The sequence below is a fragment of the Actinomadura sp. KC06 genome (genome assembly GCF_004348735.1).
GTDB lineage: Bacteria > Actinomycetota > Actinomycetes > Streptosporangiales > Streptosporangiaceae > Spirillospora.
Map to the genome: position 1 here is coordinate 25,328 of NZ_SMKT01000013.1, position 16,819 is coordinate 42,146.

General features: G+C 72.2%; 15 protein-coding genes. 12 read left to right on the top strand and 3 right to left on the bottom strand.

Annotated elements, in window-relative coordinates; all coding sequences use genetic code 11:
- The first annotated feature begins 88 nt into the window (after window positions 1-88).
- Entirely contained in the window at window positions 89-1,552 is a 1,464-nt protein-coding gene (locus E1287_RS06725; RefSeq protein WP_207934062.1) for an MFS transporter, read from the top strand.
- Window positions 1,553-1,623: 71 nt separating this feature from the next.
- Here E1287_RS06725 and E1287_RS06730 read toward each other — a convergent pair whose 3' ends face one another.
- Window positions 1,624-2,541, bottom strand: a complete 918-nt coding sequence (locus E1287_RS06730) for a hypothetical protein (protein ID WP_243718697.1) — start codon at window positions 2,539-2,541, stop codon at window positions 1,624-1,626.
- Window positions 2,542-2,585: 44 nt separating this feature from the next.
- On the opposite strand from E1287_RS06730, the gene E1287_RS06735 reads away from it, so the two are divergent.
- The gene (locus tag E1287_RS06735) at window positions 2,586-3,422 is read left to right on the top strand and encodes a 2,3,4,5-tetrahydropyridine-2,6-dicarboxylate N-succinyltransferase (protein WP_131963959.1); all 837 of its coding nucleotides are present in this window, start codon (window positions 2,586-2,588) and stop codon (window positions 3,420-3,422) included.
- Here the strand turns inward: E1287_RS06735 and E1287_RS06740 are convergent.
- Window positions 3,412-4,089, bottom strand: a complete 678-nt coding sequence (locus E1287_RS06740) for a 4'-phosphopantetheinyl transferase superfamily protein (protein ID WP_131964013.1) — start codon at window positions 4,087-4,089, stop codon at window positions 3,412-3,414. The two genes, E1287_RS06735 and E1287_RS06740, sit on opposite strands and share 11 nt — an antisense overlap.
- A gap of 28 nt (window positions 4,090-4,117) precedes the next feature.
- Here E1287_RS06740 and dapE point away from each other — a divergent pair, with 28 nt between their 5' ends.
- The gene (gene dapE / locus E1287_RS06745) at window positions 4,118-5,194 is read left to right on the top strand and encodes a succinyl-diaminopimelate desuccinylase (RefSeq protein ID WP_131963960.1); all 1,077 of its coding nucleotides are present in this window, start codon (window positions 4,118-4,120) and stop codon (window positions 5,192-5,194) included.
- On the top strand, window positions 5,191-5,991 hold the full coding sequence (locus tag E1287_RS06750) for a TIGR00730 family Rossman fold protein (RefSeq protein WP_131963961.1): 801 nt from the start codon (window positions 5,191-5,193) through the stop codon (window positions 5,989-5,991). Before dapE ends, E1287_RS06750 begins: the two co-directional genes overlap by 4 nt.
- On the opposite strand, the gene E1287_RS06755 is transcribed toward E1287_RS06750, so the two are convergent.
- On the bottom strand, window positions 5,942-6,892 hold the full coding sequence (locus tag E1287_RS06755; RefSeq protein WP_131963962.1) for an NAD(P)-dependent oxidoreductase: 951 nt from the start codon (window positions 6,890-6,892) through the stop codon (window positions 5,942-5,944). The two genes, E1287_RS06750 and E1287_RS06755, sit on opposite strands and share 50 nt — an antisense overlap.
- 66 nt (window positions 6,893-6,958) lie before the next feature.
- Here E1287_RS06755 and E1287_RS06760 point away from each other — a divergent pair, with 66 nt between their 5' ends.
- The 8 genes from E1287_RS06760 (at window position 6,959) to E1287_RS06795 (ending at window position 16,782) form a co-directional block, all read left to right on the top strand.
- Window positions 6,959-7,561, top strand: a complete 603-nt coding sequence (locus tag E1287_RS06760; protein WP_243718699.1) for a TetR/AcrR family transcriptional regulator — start codon at window positions 6,959-6,961, stop codon at window positions 7,559-7,561.
- Window positions 7,562-7,740: 179 nt separating this feature from the next.
- A complete protein-coding gene (gene kdpF, locus E1287_RS06765) occupies window positions 7,741-7,830 on the top strand; it encodes a K(+)-transporting ATPase subunit F (protein ID WP_131963963.1) in 90 nt (29 codons plus the stop codon).
- Window positions 7,831-9,492 (top strand): potassium-transporting ATPase subunit KdpA, encoded by a 1,662-nt coding sequence (kdpA, locus tag E1287_RS06770; protein WP_131963964.1) that lies wholly within the window; start codon window positions 7,831-7,833, stop codon window positions 9,490-9,492.
- Complete coding sequence (gene kdpB, locus E1287_RS06775) at window positions 9,492-11,561, top strand: potassium-transporting ATPase subunit KdpB (protein WP_131963965.1); 2,070 nt, start codon at window positions 9,492-9,494, stop codon at window positions 11,559-11,561. The genes kdpA and kdpB overlap by 1 nt, the downstream gene beginning before the upstream one ends.
- Complete coding sequence (locus E1287_RS06780; protein ID WP_131963966.1) at window positions 11,561-12,415, top strand: potassium-transporting ATPase subunit C; 855 nt, start codon at window positions 11,561-11,563, stop codon at window positions 12,413-12,415. Before kdpB ends, E1287_RS06780 begins: the two co-directional genes overlap by 1 nt.
- Before the next feature lie 13 nt (window positions 12,416-12,428).
- Window positions 12,429-14,996, top strand: coding sequence for a sensor histidine kinase KdpD (locus tag E1287_RS06785; RefSeq protein ID WP_131963967.1), 2,568 nt, complete (start codon window positions 12,429-12,431; stop codon window positions 14,994-14,996).
- Entirely contained in the window at window positions 14,993-15,658 is a 666-nt protein-coding gene (locus E1287_RS06790) for a response regulator (RefSeq protein WP_131963968.1), read from the top strand. Before E1287_RS06785 ends, E1287_RS06790 begins: the two co-directional genes overlap by 4 nt.
- A 56-nt stretch (window positions 15,659-15,714) precedes the next feature.
- Window positions 15,715-16,782, top strand: a complete 1,068-nt coding sequence (locus E1287_RS06795; protein WP_131963969.1) for a trypsin-like peptidase domain-containing protein — start codon at window positions 15,715-15,717, stop codon at window positions 16,780-16,782.
- Window positions 16,783-16,819: the final 37 nt, after the last annotated feature.

Sequence of the window (16,819 nt, forward strand, 5' to 3'; positions counted from 1 at the left end):
GATGTGAGCCTCATCCGCGGGCGTCCGTGTCACACTCCCGCGCGCCGATCCGCTCATGGGACGCGACAAATCCGACTCGGAGGTCTTCATGACGGACACCCAGTCCTTCCTCGCGACGAGGCGCGGCAAGCTGACGCTGACGCTGCTGTGCTCCATCGCGTTCCTGGACTTCATCGACGCCTCGATCGTCAACGTGGCGCTGCCCGCCGTCCGGCGGGACCTGGACTTCTCCGTCCAGGACCTGCAGTGGGTGCCGAGCGGCTACCTGCTCACCTACGGCGGGTTCATGCTGCTCGGCGGGCGCCTCGCCGACCTGCTCGGCCGCCGCCGCGTCGTCCTCGCCGGGACGGTGCTGTTCTCGCTGTCGTCCCTGGTCGGCGGCCTGGCGGTCAACTCCGGGATGCTGGTCGGGGCGCGGCTCGCGCAGGGCGCCGGGGCGGCGCTGATGCTGCCCGGGACGCTCTCGATCCTGACCACGATGTTCAAGGAGGGCGGCGACCGGGCCAAGGCGCTCGGCGTCTGGGGCGGAGTCGCGGGCGGCGCGAACGCGGCCGGCGTCCTGCTCGGCGGGCTGCTCACCGACGGCCTCGGCTGGCGCTGGGTGATGCTCGTGAACTTCCCGGTCAGCGTCCTGGTGATCATCGGGCTGTTCCTGCTGGTGGACGGCGACCGCCGGTCCGCCCGCCTGAAGAGCTTCGACATCGGCGGGACGGCCCTGGTCACCGGCGGCATGCTGCTGCTCGTCTTCACCCTCGTGAAGGCCCCGGAGACCGGCTGGGACTCGGCCCGCACCATCGGCGGCCTCGCCGGGACGGCCGTGCTGCTGGCCGCGTTCGCCGTCAACGAGCAGCGCCACCGCAGCCCGCTGCTGCCCCTGTCGATCTTCCGCGTCCGGGGCCTCGCCGTCACCGACGTCGCCTACCTCGTCGCCGTCGCCGGGCTGGCCTCGATGTTCTTCTTCCTGAGCCTCTACATGGTCAACGTCCTCGGCTACTCCCCGCTGAAGACCGGGGCCGCGTACCTGCCGCTGTGCTTCGGCGTCGGCATCGCCGCGGGCATCACCCCGCGGCTGCTCGCCCGCACCGGCACCCGCCCGCTGATCGTCGGGAGCCTGCTCGTGACGGGCGCCGGGATCCTCTGGCTGTCCCGCATCCCGGTGGACGGCGCGTACCTCACCGACCTCCTGCCGGGCCTGCTGGTCACCTCGCTGGGCCTCGGCGTGGTGTTCGTCGCCATCACCACCGCGGCGAACGCGAACGTCCCGGCGGACAAGGCCGGGCTCGCCGCCGCGCTCCTCAACGCCTCGCAGCAGATCGGCGGCGCGCTCGGCCTGGCGATCTTCTCCGCGGTCGCCACGTCCCACACCGACCACCTGCTCGCCGAAGGGAAACCGGTCTCGGAGGCCCTGACCTCAGGCTTCGCGAGGGCCCTGCTGGTGTGCAGCGCCTTCCTCGCGGTCGCCGCCGTCGTCGCCCTCCGCGCCGCGAACACCCGAGGCGAGGCCTCCGACGCCGAGACCGTCCAGACCCCCGACCCCGTCCCCGTCAAATAGGGACACGAGTGTCCCGCCCGTGAACGCACGACACGGCTTCATGATCAACGACCGGAAGCGGACAGCGCGGGTCACTGGATGATGACGGTGTCCCCGCGGGCGGCCTTGTCGTCGGTCCAGCCGTCGTGGCCGGCGTCGGCCTGCCAGTGGCGTCCCGCGTAGCGGACCTCGGTGAGGCCGTAGGCCTGCGCGTGCGTCACCGCCCACGCCGCCACCGCCCAGCCCGCCCGCGAGTTCGTGACCTTCACCGCGTTCCAGGAGTCGGGGTTCGAGGCCGCGCCCGTCGTGAGCGGGCTCGGGCCGCCGACGCGGACCCTGCTCCCGAACGCGCGCCGCATCTCCCGGATCGCCTCCGGACGGCGGGACGCCACCCTCTTGCCGGGCGGGTACCAGCAGCGCGCGGTGCCCGCCTCGCGTCCGGTGAACGCCGCCGCGAGGAGCTTGCCGTCGTCCTCGTGCTGGGCGTAGGCGCGGCCGTCCGCGCTGCGCTGGACGGTCTGCGCCGCGTCGTGCAGGTCGCGGTCCAGGTAGCCCTTCACCTTGACCAGCGCGTTGAAGAACTTCGTGGTGGACTCGACGGGGTCGCGGAGCTTGTGCGGAGGGCCCCAGCCCTGCGACGGGCGCTGCTGGAACATGCCGACCGAGTCGCGGTCGCCGCCCGGCAGGTTGCGGATGTGGGACTCCTGGATCGCGGTCGCGTAGGCGATCACCGCGGCCCGCTCGGGCAGCTGCTTGCGGAACGCCACGGCGGCGATCGTGGCGGAGTTGGCGCCCTGCTCCAGGTCGAGCGGCATCTTGCCGAGGCTCGTGCTCACCTCGCAGCCGGTGCCGTGCAGGTACGGGCGGGCCTTCTGGAACAGCGTGTACGCGCCCGCGCCGAGCAGCACCAGGACCGCGGTCACGCCCGCCGCCCAGCGCCGCCCGCGGCGGCGTCCCCCGTGGTCAGGCCCCTCGCCGGGGCCCGCCTTCTCCCTCGCCCAAACAGCCACGCGTTGACGGTACCGGCAGACGGCCCCCAGTAAGCTCATGGCCCATGACCGAAACGTTCACCAGCCCGATCTCCGGCGGCATCGACGAGCTGTGGGAGCGGCGCGCCGACCTCACTCCGGACGACGCCGACGCGCGCGCCGCCATCGTGGCCGCCGTCGACCAGATCGACGCCGGCGAGGCCCGCGTCGCCCGCATCGACCTCGGCACCGGCGAGGTCCTCGTCGACGAGCGGGCCAAGCGCGCGATCCTGCTGTCCTTCAAGGTCCTCGGCATGGTGCGCTCCCAGGTCGGCGACTTCCGGTACCACGACCGCATCCCGCTCAAGACCCGGCTGGACGGCGTCCGCGTCGTCCCCGGCGCGATCGCCCGCTGGGGCTCCTACCTCGCGCCCGGCGTGGTGCTGATGCCGTCGTTCACCAACATCGGCGCCTACGTCGACTCCGGCACGATGGTCGACACGTGGGCGACCGTGGGGTCCTGCGCGCAGGTCGGCAAGAACGTCCACCTGTCGGGGGGCGTGGGCATCGGCGGCGTGCTGGAGCCGCCCAACGCCAAGCCCGTGATCATCGAGGACGAGGCCATGATCGGCAGCCGGTCGATGATCGTCGAAGGGGCCCGGGTGGGGCGCGGCGCCGTCATCGGCTCCGGGACGAACCTGTCGGCGTCCATGCCGGTCATCGACGTCGAGACGGGCGAGGAGGTCGCCCGCGGCCGCGTCCCCGACTGGTGCGTCGCCGTCGGCGGCACCCGCTACAAGGAGTTCAAGGGCGGCACGTTCGGCCTCCCCGCCGTGCTGATCCTCAAGCGCCTCGAAGAGGGGCAGCGGCACGACAAGGCGTCCCTCAACGACATCCTGAGGGACCACGGCATCAACACGTGACCTCGGTGATCTTGAGGGGACGGTCGGTGAGGACGGCGGCAGCGGCGGCGTAGCCGGGCCCCGGGTCGAGGTCGGCGAGGCGGACGGGAGACACCGCCGCCTCACCGGCCCACGCGACGACCTCGGCGGGGTCGTCTGGAGCCGAGACGTGGATGTCGGTCATCGGCGCGGCCAGGCCGTGGCCCGTCGCCTTCAGGAGGGCCTCCTTGCGCGACCAGTAGCGGTGGAAGCCGCGCCGCTTGTCGTCCATGGCCGCGAGGGCCGCGCGCTCAGGAGCGGCCAGGACCATCTCGGCGAGCCGGTCGATGTCGCGGTCGTTCTCCTTCTCCACGTCCACGCCGACCTCGGCGCCCTCGGTCAGGGCGATCACGACCCGGTCGCCCGAGTGGGAGAGCGAGAAGTCCACGGCGGAGCCGGGCAGCCGAGGCTTGCCGTGGGCGCCCGCGCAGTGGGGGCACTCGGTCGTGAACCGCATGGTCCGCGGGTCCAGCCCGGTGGCCTCGGCCAGGGCCGTGCGGGCGAGGAACCGTCCGGTGACGAACCGGGCCTTGTCCTGCGGCTGGCGGAAACGTTCGTAGCGTTCGCGCTCCCCGTCATCGAGGAGGCCGCGCATCTCGGGGGTGTCGGCAGGACGCGCCCAACGTACGGCGCACTCGAGCACAGGCATGTCCACGACGCGATGATAGGACTTGGGGATGGGCCTGGATCTGTTCTCGGACGTGGCGGACCTCACGGCGGCCATCGTCGACATCGAGTCGGTGAGCGGCGCGGAGAAGGCTCTCGCCGACGCCGTGGAGGAGGCGCTGCGGGCGTTTCCGCATTTGGCGGTGGAGCGCGTCGGGAACAACGTCGTCGCTCGGACCCGGCTGGGACGGGCCGAGCGGGTCGTCCTGGCCGGGCATCTCGACACCGTGCCGTTGAACGGGAACCTTCCGTCGCGGGTGGTCGGCGAGCGCCTCTACGGGTGCGGGACGACCGACATGAAGAGCGGGGTCGCGGTCGCGCTGCGCCTTGCCGCCACCGTCGTCGAGCCGACGCGTGACATCACGTACGTGTTCTACGAGTGCGAGGAGATCGAGGCCGAGCACAACGGGCTGCGGAAGCTCGCGGTGAGCCGTCCTGAACTGCTCGCCGGCGACTTCGCCGTGCTGATGGAGCCCACGGGCGCGCAGATCGAGGGCGGCTGCCAGGGGACGCTGCGCGCCGAGGTCACGGCCGTGGGGGAGCGGGCGCACAGCGCGCGGGCGTGGATGGGCTCCAATGCCATTCATACGGCCGGGCGGATCCTGGACGTGCTGCGCGCGTACGAGCCGACCCGTCCGGTTGTGGACGGGCTGGAGTTCCGCGAGGGCCTGAACGCGGTGTTCATCAGCGGAGGCGTCGCGGGGAACGTCATCCCGGACGAGTGCGTCGTCACCGTGAATTACCGGTTCGCGCCCGACAAGTCCGTCGCTGAGGCCGAGGCGTACGTTCGGGAAATCTTCGACGGCTTCCAGGTGACGGTCACCGACGCCGCGTCCGCGGCCCGGCCCGGGCTGACGCATCCGGCGGCGGCCGCGTTCGTCGCGTCCAGCGGGGCCGGCGTCCGCGCCAAGCTCGGCTGGACGGACGTGGCCCGCTTCTCCGAACTCGGCGTCCCGGCCGTCAACTACGGCCCCGGCGAGCCGACCCTCGCCCACACGAAGGACGAATACGTCGACATTCCTCTCATCGCCGAGTGCGAGCAACGCATGCGCATGTGGCTGGAGGGTCCTACTAACGTGGGTCCATGACATCGGATGTGAATTCCCGCTCGCGCCGGCAGGGACCGGCCATGCTGCGGGGACGGGCCGTTCCCCAGACCACCACCGACCAGCGGCTGCTCGACGGACGCGGCCCGGCCGACTGGGTGCACGCCGACCCCTGGCGCGTGCTGCGGATCCAGGCGGAGTTCGTGGAGGGGTTCGGGCTCCTGGCCGAGCTGCCGAAGGCCGTCAGCGTGTTCGGCAGCGCCCGCACGAAGCCGGGCAACGGGGAGTACGAGCTGGCGGTGGAGATCGGCGCCCGGCTGCACGACGCCGGCTACGCCGTGATCACCGGCGGCGGTCCGGGGATCATGGAGGCGGCCAACAAGGGCTGCCTCGACAACGGCGGGCTGTCGGTCGGGCTCGGCATCGAGCTGCCGTTCGAGCAGAGGCTCAACGACCACATCGGCATCGGGCTGGAGTTCCGCTACTTCTTCGTCCGCAAGACGATGTTCGTCAAGTACTCGCAGGCGTTCGTGGTGCTTCCCGGCGGGTTCGGGACGCTGGACGAGCTGTTCGAGGCGATCACCCTCGTCCAGACCAGGAAGATCACCCGGTTCCCGATCGTGCTGGTCGGGACGGAGTTCTGGGGCGGGCTGCTCGACTGGATCGAGAAGTCCATGCTGCCCAGCGGCAAGATCTCGCCGCAGGACCTGGACCTGATCCACCTCACCGACGACCCGGAGGAGGTCGTCCGGATCATCATCGACGGCCACACCCGGGCCGAGCAGGAGATCATCGAGGCCCGCGCGTCGGCGGAAGCGGGGGAGACCGCCGGGGAGTGACCGCCCGTTCCAGGTCGGTGCGGGACTCGATCGCCCGGACGACCGCCGCCATGTCCGCCCCGCCGTGCCCCAGCGCCAGGGTCTCGCCGTAGAGGGCGTGGCAGGCGTCCAGCAGCGGCGAGGCGATGCCGGCGTCCCTCGCGGCCTCCGCGACCAGGCGGTTGTTGTCCAGGACGTTGGCGATCGACGCCTGGACGGCGAAGTCGCGCTCGACGAGCTTGTGCGACTTCGCCCGTGAGACGGTGCTCGCCATGGGTCCGGCGTCGAGTATGTCGCGGAGGCGGTGCTCGTCCAGGCCGTGCCGTTCGGCGAAGTGGAACGCCTCCGCCAGCCCGGTGACCATCGTGATCAGGAACAGGTTGACCGCGAGCTTCATCAGCAGCGCGTTCGGCACCGCCCCGCACTCGAACGACTCGTGGCACATCGGCCCGAGCAGCGGGCGGACGGCGGCCACCGCCGCGGGATCGCCCGCCAGCATCGCGACCAGCTGCCCTGCCTCGGCGGGCCCGCGCGAGCCTGAGACCGGCGCCTCGGCGTAGCGGCCCCCGGCGGCGCGGACGTCGGCTTCGAGACCGCGCGAGTAGCCCGGGGACGTCGTGCCCATGTGGACGATCACGCGCCCGGCGACGTTCGCGGCGAAGGCGGGCGTGCCGCGTCCCAGGACCGAGTCGATCGCGGGCCCGTCGGCCAGCATGAGGAACACGACGCGGGCGCGGCGGCACACGTCGGCGGGGCTCGCCGCCACCGCGGCTCCGGCGGCGCGCAGCGGCTCGCACTTCGCGGCGGTGCGGTTCCAGACGACGAACCCGGTACCGGCGCGGGCGCTGGCGGCGCGGGCGAGGTTGAGCGCCATGGGCTGGCCCATGACGCCGAGACCGATGAAACCGATGTCCGAACTCATCGCCGCCTCCGGCCGTGCCGTCGTCCGATCTTGCGAGTTATGACAACGGTCATGATAATGGCCCAGGTGAAAGACGCAATAGCCGAAAGTCGTGGGCCGCGGGAGCGGATGGTGTTCAGCGCGGCGCAGCTCATCCGCCGCGACGGGGTCACGGCCACGGGCCTGCGGGACGTCGCCGAGCACGCCGGTGCGCCGCGTGGTTCGCTGCAGCACTACTTCCCGGGCGGCAAGGAGCAGCTCGTCAACGAGGCCGTGGAGTGGGCGGGCCGGTACGCCAGCAAGCGCGTCGCGCGGTTCATGTCGGCGATGTCGCGTCCGACGCCGGGCGGGCTGTTCGCGGCGATGGTCCGGCAGTGGATCGACGAGTACCGGACGGCGGGCTTCGCGAAGGGTTGCCCGGTCGCGGCGGCGACGGTCGACTGCGCCGACACCGTCGAGTCGACGCGGGCCGCGTCCGCCGCGGCGTTCGCCGACTGGCGGCGGCCGGTGGCGCGGGAGCTGGCCGCGATGGGCGTCCCGTCCCGGAAGGCGGACGCGCTCGCCACGCTGATGATCAGCTCGCTGGAGGGCGCGATCCTGATGGCGCGGGCGGAGCGGAGCGTCCGTCCGCTGCGGACGGTGGCGCGCGAGCTCGGCCCCTACCTGGACTCCTGTGTAGAGAGGCCCTGACGGCCGTCCGCGTATGGATCGCGTGAAGATGGCGGGCGCGGGCGTAGGGAACGCGTCAAGACCGGCGGAAAGCGTCCGAAACGGGTGTTTTCTGCAGGCATGGCAGACCTTGTGCTCATCGTGCTGACGCTCGCGGTCTTCGCGCTGCTCGGCCTCATCGTGAAGGGGGCCGGACGGCTGTGAGTCCCGAGAACGCGGTCGGGCTGGCCATCGCCGCCGGACTGCTCGTCTTCCTCGTCGTGGCCCTGATCCGTCCGGAGAAGTTCTAGATGGGCGCGACGACGGCGGGGATCCTGTTCATCGGATCCCTCATCCTCGTGCTCGCCGCGGTCCACGTGCCGCTGGGCGACCACATGTACCGGACGTTCACGTCCCTCCGGCACTGGAGGGCGGAGCGGCTGATCTACCGGATCGTCGGCGTCGACCCGGACGCCGAGCAGGTCTGGATCGTCTACGCCCGGAGCGTGCTGGCGTTCTCCGCCGTGTCCGTGCTGGCCCTCTACGGGCTCCAGCGGCTGCAGAGCCACCTGATGCTCAGCCTCGGGTTCGGCGGCGTCGACCCCGACATCGCGTGGAACACGGCGATCAGCTTCGTCACCAACACCAACTGGCAGGCGTACTCCGGCGAGAGCACCATGGGCCATCTCGCGCAGATGGCCGGGCTCGCGGTGCAGAACTTCGTGTCGGCCGCGGTCGGGATCGCCGTCGCGATGGCGTTCGTGCGGGGCCTCGCCCGGCGGAAGACCGGCGAGCTGGGCAACTTCTGGGTGGACCTCACGCGGGCCGTGACGCGCGTCCTGCTGCCGATCGCCGCGATCGCCGCGCTCGTGCTGGTCGCCGGTGGAGCGATCCAGAACTTCGCCGACCCGCACACCGTCACCACGCTGACCGGCGGGAAGCAGGCGATCACCGGCGGGCCGGTGGCGTCCCAGGAGGCGATCAAGGAGCTCGGCACCAACGGCGGCGGGTTCTACAACGCCAACTCCGCGCATCCCTTCGAGAACCCGACGAGCTGGACGAACTGGATCGAGATCCTCCTGATCCTGCTGATCCCGTTCTCGCTGCCCCGGACGTTCGGCCGGATGGTCGGCGACAAGCGGCAGGGCCGCGCGATCGTCGCGGTGATGGGCGTGCTGGCGCTGCTCAGCGTCGTCGCGCTGAACGCCGCGCAGCTCGCGCACCACGGCACGGTCCCCGAGTCGGTGACGGCGGCGTCGGAGGGCACCGAGGCGCGGTTCGGGATCTCGAACTCGGCGACGTTCGCGGCGGCGACGACGCTGACGTCCACCGGGGCGGTCGACTCGTTCCACGACTCCTACACCAGCCTCGGCGGCATGGTGACCATGCTGAACATGATGGTCGGGGAGGTCGCGCCCGGCGGCGTCGGCTCCGGCCTGTACGGGATGCTCATCCTGGCGATCGTCACGGTGTTCGTCGCCGGGCTGATGGTCGGCCGCACGCCCGAGTACCTCGGCAAGCGGATCGGCGCCCGCGAGATCAAGCTGGCCTCGATGTACTTCCTGGTCACGCCGACGATCGTGCTGGTGGGCACCGGGATCGCGATGGCGTTCGACAAGCCGCGCGAGAGCATGCTGAACGCGGGCCCGCACGGCCTGTCGGAGGTGCTGTACGCGTTCACGTCGGCGGGCAACAACAACGGCTCGGCGTTCGCGGGCCTCACCGCCGCGACCACGTTCTACGACGTCGCGCTCGGGCTGGCGATGGCGTTCGGGCGCTTCCTGCCGATCGTCCTGGCCCTGGCGCTGGCCGGGTCGCTGGCGAAGCAGACGCCGGTGCCGGTGTCGGCGGGCACGCTGCCGACCCACCGCCCGCAGTTCGTCGGCATGGTCGCCGGCGTGACGCTCATCCTCGTCGCCCTGACGTTCTTTCCCGCGCTCGCCCTCGGGCCGCTCGCAGAGGGGATCCGCTGATGCTCGCAAGCATGCTGCTCGCCTCCGCGCCTCCGGCGCTGCGCAAACTCGACCCGCGTGTCATGTGGCGCAACCCGGTGATGCTCCTGGTCGAGATCGGCGCGGTGTGGACGACGGTCCTGGCCGTCCTCGACCCGTCGGTGTTCGCGGTGCTGATCACGGCCTGGCTCTGGCTCACCGTGATCTTCGCGAACCTGGCCGAGGCCGTGGCGGAGGGACGCGGCAAGGCCCAGGCCGACACGCTCCGCAAGGCGAAGAAGGAGACCACGGCGCGGCGGCTGACCGAGGCCGGGAGCGAGGAGACCGTCGCGGCGGCCGAACTGCGGCGCGGCGACCTCGTGGTGGTCGAGGCCGGGCAGATCATCCCCGGCGACGGCGACGTGATCGAGGGCATCGCCAGCGTGGACGAGTCGGCCATCACCGGCGAGTCGGCGCCGGTCATCCGCGAGTCCGGCGGCGACCGCAGCGCGGTCACCGGCGGGACCCGGGTGCTCTCCGACCGGATCGTCGTGAAGATCACGCAGAAGCCCGGCGAGTCGTTCGTGGACCGGATGATCGCGCTGGTGGAGGGCGCGTCCCGGCAGAAGACGCCGAACGAGATCGCGCTGAACATCCTGCTCGCCGCGCTGACGATCATCTTCCTGGTGGCGATCGCGAGCATGCAGCCGCTCGCGATCTACTCGGTGGCGAACAACCCCGGCGCGGACGGCGGCTTCGCGCTCGACGCGCACGGCGTGACCGGGATCGTGCTGGTCTCGCTCGTGGTGTGCCTCATCCCGACGACGATCGGGGCGCTGCTGTCGGCGATCGGCATCGCGGGGATGGACCGGCTCGTCCAGCGCAACGTGCTGGCGATGTCGGGACGCGCCGTCGAGGCGGCGGGCGACGTCAACACGCTTTTGCTCGACAAGACCGGGACGATCACGCTCGGGAACCGGCAGGCGTCGGAGTTCGTCCCGGTCGGGGGCACGACCGGGGCCGAGCTGGCGGACGCGGCGCAGCTCTCCTCGCTGGCCGACGAGACGCCCGAGGGGCGCTCCGTCGTCGTCCACGCGAAGGAGGCATACGGGCTGCGCGAACGGCACCCGGGCGAGCTGGCGCATGCCGGATGGGTGCCGTTCACGGCGCAGAGCCGGATGTCCGGCGTGGACGTGGACGGACGGCGGCTCCGCAAGGGCGCGTCCGGCGCGGTCACCGACTGGGTCCGCGACCAGGGCGGGGACGTGCCGCACGCGCTCGCCGCCGTCGTGGACGGGATCTCGGCGTCCGGCGGGACCCCGCTGGTCGTCGCCGAGGCCCGGGACGGCGCGGCGGCGGGCCCGAAGGCACGGGTGCTCGGCGTCGTCCACCTGAAGGACGTCGTCAAGGCGGGCATGCGCGAGCGGTTCGACCGGATGCGCGCGATGGGCATCAAAACGATCATGGTGACCGGGGACAACCGGCTCACCGCGAAGGCCATCGCCGACGAGGCGGGCGTGGACGACTTCCTAGCCGAGGCCCGCCCCGAGGACAAGATGGCGTTCATCAGGTCCGAGCAGGAGGGCGGACGGCTCGTCGCGATGACCGGCGACGGCACCAACGACGCGCCCGCGCTCGCCCAGGCCGACGTCGGCGTCGCCATGAACACCGGCACCAGCGCCGCCAAGGAGGCCGGGAACATGGTCGACCTGGACTCCGACCCGACCAAGCTCATCGAGATCGTCGAGATCGGCAAGCAGCTGCTCATCACCCGGGGCGCGCTGACGACGTTCTCCATCGCCAACGACGTCGCCAAGTACTTCGCGATCATCCCGGCGCTGTTCGTCGCGCTGTTCCCGGGCCTGGACGCGCTGAACGTGATGCGGCTGTCCAGCCCGGAGTCGGCGATCCTGTCGGCCGTCGTGTTCAACGCGCTGATCATCGTGGCGCTGATCCCGCTGGCGCTGCGCGGCGTCCGGTACCGGCCCGGCTCGGCGTCCCGGCTGCTGAACCGCAACCTGCTGGTCTACGGGCTCGGCGGCGTCCTCGCCCCGTTCGCCGGGATCAAGCTCATCGACCTACTCGTCCAGTTCATTCCGGGGATCAACTGATGAACGTCCTACCGGGCTGGCTTCGCCGGCATCTCGCCGCGCTCCGCGCGCTGCTCGTCTTCACCGCCGTCCTGGGCGTCCTGTATCCGCTGGCCGTCACGGCCGTCGCCCAGCTCCCCGGCCTCAAGGACCGGGCCGACGGGTCCTACGTCAGCGCCAACGGCAGACAGGTCGGCAGCGAGCTGATCGGCCAGTCGTTCACCGACGCGGAAGGGAACCCGCTCAAGCAGTACTTCCAGAGCCGTCCGTCCGCTGCGGGCGACGGCTACGACCCGACCGCGACGTCAGCGAGCAACCTCGGCCCCGAGGACATCGTCGACAGGGGCGGCGAGCAGAGCCTGCTCAGCCTGGTCTGCTCCCGCAGCAAGGAGGTCGGGGAGCTGAACGGGGTGGACGGCTCGCGCCCGTACTGCACCAAGAGCGGGGTCGGGGCCGTCCTGTCCGTCCAGCCGACCACCGGTCGGCCGGCCAGGGTGATCAGCGTCAACCAGCCCTGCCCGGCCGTGCCGTTCATCGCCGAATACGGGGGCGTCAAGGTGGAGTGCGCCGCGCCGGGCCAGGACCCGCGCGCCGGGAAGATCGTGCCGATCCGGGGAAGCGCCCCGGCCGAGCCCGCCGTCCCGCCGGACGCCGTCACCGCGAGCGGCTCCGGCCTCGACCCGCACGTCTCCGTCGCCTACGCCGATCTTCAGGCGCGGCGCGTCGCGGAGGCGCGGGGCGTCCCGGTCGGCACGGTCCGGAAGCTGGTCGACGGCGCGACCACCGGGCGTGCGCTCGGCTTCATGGGGCAGCCGGCGGTGAACGTCCTGCAGCTCAACATCGCCCTGGACAAGGCCGCCCCCTACCGGGGCTGAGAGGATGGAGAGCATGGCCAGAGGGCAGCTCCGCATCTACCTGGGGGCCGCCCCGGGGGTCGGGAAGACCTACGCCATGCTGGCGGAGGCGCGGCGGCGGCAGGAGCGCGGCACCGACGTCGTCGTCGGCTACGTCGAGACGCACGGCCGTCCGCGCACCGCTGCCCTCCTCGACGGCCTTGAGGTCCTGCCGCGCGCCACGACGACGCACCGGGGCGCCGAGTTCACCGAGCTGGACGTGCCCGCCGTCCTGCGCCGCGCCCCCGACGTCGTGCTGGTGGACGAGCTCGCCCACACCAACGTCCCCGGCGGCCGCCACGACAAGCGCTGGCGGGACGTCGAGGAGATCCTCGACGCCGGGATCGACGTGATCACGACCGTGAACGTCCAGCATCTGGAGTCGGTCAACGACGTCGTGGAGAACATCACCGGGGTGCCGCAGCGCGAGACCGTCCCGGACGAGGTGGTCCGCAGCGCCGGGCAGGTCGAGCTGGTCGACATGGCGCCGGAGGCGCTGCGCCGCCGGATGGCGCACGGCAACGTCTACACGCCCGAGAAGGTCGACGCCGCCCTCTCCAACTACTTCCGCGTCGGGAACCTCACGGCGCTGCGCGAGCTGGCGCTGCTGTGGCTCGCGGGCAAGGTGGACGAGCAGCTCGACCGGTACCGCACCGACCACGGCATCGGCGGCACCTGGGAGGCGCGGGAGCGGATCGTCGTCGCGCTGACCGGCGGGCCGGAGGGCGAGACGCTGCTGCGCCGCGCGACCCGCATCGCCGCCCGGTCCAAGGGCGCCGACCTGCTCGCCGTGCACGTGACGCGCGGCGACGCGCTGAGCGGCGCCCTCAGTGGTGCACAGGCCCGCGACCTGGCCCGGCAGCGGGAGATCGTGGAGGGGCTCGGCGGCACGTTCCACCAGGTCGTCGGCGACGACATCCCGCGCGCCCTGCTCGACTTCGCGCGGGCCGTCAACGCGACGCAGCTCGTCCTCGGCATCTCCCGGCGGGGCAGGCTCGCGCAGCTCCTGCGGCCGGGGATCGGGGTGACGACCACCGCGCTGTCCGGGACGATCGACGTCCACATGGTCACCCACGACCAGGCCAGGCAGGGCATCCGCCGGACGGTCCGCGACCAGGGCCTGTCGGCGCGCCGCCGCGCCGCCGGGTTCCTGGTCGCGGCGGGCGGGCTGCCGCTGCTGACGTTCGGGCTGACGGAGGCGCGCCCGGCGCTGTCGCTGCCGTCCGACATCCTGTTCTTCCTGGCGGCCGTCGTCGGGATCGCGCTGGTCGGCGGGATGTGGCCCGCGCTGTTCACCGCGGTCGCCGGGTTCCTGCTGCTCAACTGGTTCTTCACGCCGCCGCTCTACCGGTTCACCGTCGCCGAACAGGAGAACCTCATCGCGCTCGCGGTGTTCGTGCTGGTCGGCGTCGGCGTCAGCATGGTCGTCGACCACGCGGCGCGGCGGTCGCGGGAGGCGGCGAAGCTCGGGAGCGAGGCCGGGCTGCTGTCCGCGCTCGCCGGGAACGTGCTGCGCGGCGAGCGCGCACTGGACACCCTGCTCGGACGGATGCGCGAGACATTCGGGCTGACGTCGGTGACGCTGCTGGAACGTCCCGTGCCCGCCACGCCCGACAGCCACGGCGACCCGGCCGACTGGCGGATCGTCGCGACGGTCGGCGGGCGTCCGTGCACCTCGCCCGGCGAGGGCGACACCGAGATCCCGGCGGGCGACGGCCTGACGCTGGCGATCCGCGGCCGTCCGCTCCCGGCGGGGGACCGGCGGGTGCTGGAGGCGTTCGCCGTCCAGGCGGCGGGCGCGCTGCGCCAGCAGCGGCTGGAGGCGGAGGCCGAACGGGCCCGGCCCCTGGAGGAGGCCGACAAGATGCGGACCGCGCTGCTCAACGCCGTCAGCCACGACCTGCGCACGCCGCTGGCCTCGGCGAAGGCCGCCGTCGACAGCCTCGGCACAACCTCGGTCGACTGGACGCCGGAGGAGCGCGCCGAGCTGCTCGACACCGCCGCCCAGTCCCTCGACCGGCTCGACCGGCTGGTCGCCAACCTGCTCGACATGAGCCGCCTGCAGGCCGGCGTGCTCGGCATCGCCGCGCAGCCCATCGCGCTGGACGAGATCATGCCGCGCGCCCTGGACGACATCGGCGACACCGGGGACCGCGTGACCGTCCGGCTCGATCCGCGGTTGCCGGAGGTGACCGCCGACCCGGCGCTGCTGGAGCGCGTCCTGGTCAACCTGGTCGAGAACGCGCTGCGGCACAGCCCGCCGGACGAGCCCGTCCTGATCACCGCCGGGGCCATCAAGGACCGGGTCGAGCTGCGGATCGCCGACCGCGGCCCCGGCGTCCCGCCCGCCGACCGGGAGCGGATCTTCCAGCCGTTCCAGCGGCTCGGCGACCGCGACAACCACACCGGCGTCGGGCTCGGCCTGGCGCTCGCCCGCGGCCTCACCGAGGCGATGGGCGGCGAGCTGGTCCCCGAGGACACCCCGGGCGGCGGCCTCACCATGATCGTCGCCCTGTCCGTCCACAAGCGGGGGCCCGTCCATCCGAAGGGGGAGGCGCTGTGACGCGGGTCCTGGTCGTGGACGACGAGCCGCAGCTCCTGCGGGCCCTGCGCATCAACCTGCGCGCCCGCGACTACGACGTGGAGGTCGCCGCCGACGGCACGACCGCGCTCCGCCAGGCGGGCGCGTCGCCGCCCGACCTGGTCGTCCTCGACCTCGGGCTGCCCGACATCCCGGGCGTCGACGTCATCCACGGGCTGCGCGGCTGGACGCAGGTGCCGATCATCGTCCTGTCCGGACGGGCCGGCAGCCAGGACAAGGTCGAGGCGCTGGAGGCGGGCGCCGACGACTACGTCACCAAGCCGTTCGACATCGAGGAGCTGGTCGCCCGCATCCGCGCCGTGTCCCGCCGCGTGCCCGCGACCGGCGAGGTGTCGCGGGTGGACGTCGGCGATCGCACCGTCGATCTCGCGGGCAAGACGGTCAGCGGCGGCGTCCGCCTGACCCCGACCGAATGGCATCTGCTGGAGATCCTGATCCGCAATCCCGGCAAGCTGATCAGCCAGCAGCAGCTCCTCACGACGGTCTGGGGCCCGTCCTACCGGCGCGAGACCCACTACCTGCGCCAGTACATGGCGCAGCTCCGCCGCAAGCTCGAAGCCGACCCCGCCCACCCGAAACACCTGCTCACCGAGCCCGGGATGGGCTACCGCTTCCAGCCGTGAACCCGCATGCCTGATCTCCGGGAGGAGGGAAGGAACCGGGCCGGGAGGTGGGGAGCGTGGAAAGGAAAGCCAAGGTCAAGGCATGCGCGGCGGTGGTCGCGGCGGGGGCGCTGGCGCTCGCCGGATGCAGCGGCGACGAGGGCGCGGGGACGACGGCCGCGCAGACGTCCGCCCCCGTCAGCGCCGGGTCGGCTGCGGATCTCCAGCAGCAGTACGAGAAGGTCGTGGACGCCGTCCTGCCCTCGGTCGTGAAGATCCAGACCGACAAGGGCGAGGGGTCGGGGGTGGTCTTCGACGGCCAGGGCAACATCGTCACCAACGCGCATGTCGTGGCCGGGGCGAACAAGATCCAGGTGACGGCGGCCAGCGGCGGCTCGCCGCTGGACGCCGAACCGGTGGGCGCGTTCGCGGCCGACGACCTCGCCGTGGTCAAGGTGTCCGGCGGGTCGCTGCGCCCTGCGTCGTGGGGCGAGTCGGGCAAGGCGGAGGTCGGGCAGATCGTCCTGGCGATGGGCAACCCGCTGGGCCTCGCGGGAAGTGTCACGAACGGGATCGTGTCCGCGCTGCACCGGACGGTCTCGACCAAGGGCGAGGGCGACTTCCAGGGATCGACGATCGCCGACGCCATCCAGACCAGCGCGGCGATCAACCCCGGCAACAGCGGCGGCGCCCTGGTCACGCTGAACGGCCAGGTGATCGGCGTGCCGACCGCCGCCGCGTCCGACCCGTCCATCGGCGCGCCGACGGCCGGGATCGGGTTCGCGACGCCGAGCGACACGGTGAAGCGGATCGTCCCGCAGCTCATCCGGTCCGGGAAGGTGTCGGACTCGGGGCGGGCGGCGCTCGGCGTGACGGTCCGGACGATCGTCGACCCGCAGAGCGGGCAGCGGTCGGCGGTCGCGGTCGTGGAGGTCCAGCGGGGCGCCGGCGCCGCGAAGGCGGGGATCGAGCCGGGCGACCTGATCCTGTCGGTGAACGGCACCGCCACGCCCGACCAGACGGCGCTGTCGTCGGTCCTCGCGACCCTCGAGCCGGGCGGCGTCGCGAACGTCGAGATCCAGAAGCCGGACGGGACGAAGAAGCGCGTCCAGGTGACCCTCGGCGAACTTCCCGGCGGCGGCTGATTCCGCTCGACATCCTCGCCTGTACAGAGGTACAGTG

What these genes read in the sequence shown, in the direction of transcription:
- E1287_RS06740 (WP_131964013.1), bottom strand. Translation starts at nt 4,089, where the DNA reads ATGCCTGTGCTCGAGTGCGCCGTACGTTGGGCGCGTCCTGCCGACACC.
- E1287_RS06780 (WP_131963966.1), top strand. Translation starts at nt 11,561, where the DNA reads ATGAACGTCCTACCGGGCTGGCTTCGCCGGCATCTCGCCGCGCTCCGC.
- E1287_RS06785 (WP_131963967.1), top strand. Translation starts at nt 12,429, where the DNA reads ATGGCCAGAGGGCAGCTCCGCATCTACCTGGGGGCCGCCCCGGGGGTC.
- kdpB (WP_131963965.1), top strand. Translation starts at nt 9,492, where the DNA reads ATGCTCGCAAGCATGCTGCTCGCCTCCGCGCCTCCGGCGCTGCGCAAA.
- E1287_RS06735 (WP_131963959.1), top strand. Translation starts at nt 2,586, where the DNA reads ATGACCGAAACGTTCACCAGCCCGATCTCCGGCGGCATCGACGAGCTG.
- E1287_RS06755 (WP_131963962.1), bottom strand. Translation starts at nt 6,892, where the DNA reads ATGAGTTCGGACATCGGTTTCATCGGTCTCGGCGTCATGGGCCAGCCC.
- kdpA (WP_131963964.1), top strand. Translation starts at nt 7,831, where the DNA reads ATGGGCGCGACGACGGCGGGGATCCTGTTCATCGGATCCCTCATCCTC.
- E1287_RS06725 (WP_207934062.1), top strand. Translation starts at nt 89, where the DNA reads ATGACGGACACCCAGTCCTTCCTCGCGACGAGGCGCGGCAAGCTGACG.
- E1287_RS06750 (WP_131963961.1), top strand. Translation starts at nt 5,191, where the DNA reads ATGACATCGGATGTGAATTCCCGCTCGCGCCGGCAGGGACCGGCCATG.
- dapE (WP_131963960.1), top strand. Translation starts at nt 4,118, where the DNA reads ATGGGCCTGGATCTGTTCTCGGACGTGGCGGACCTCACGGCGGCCATC.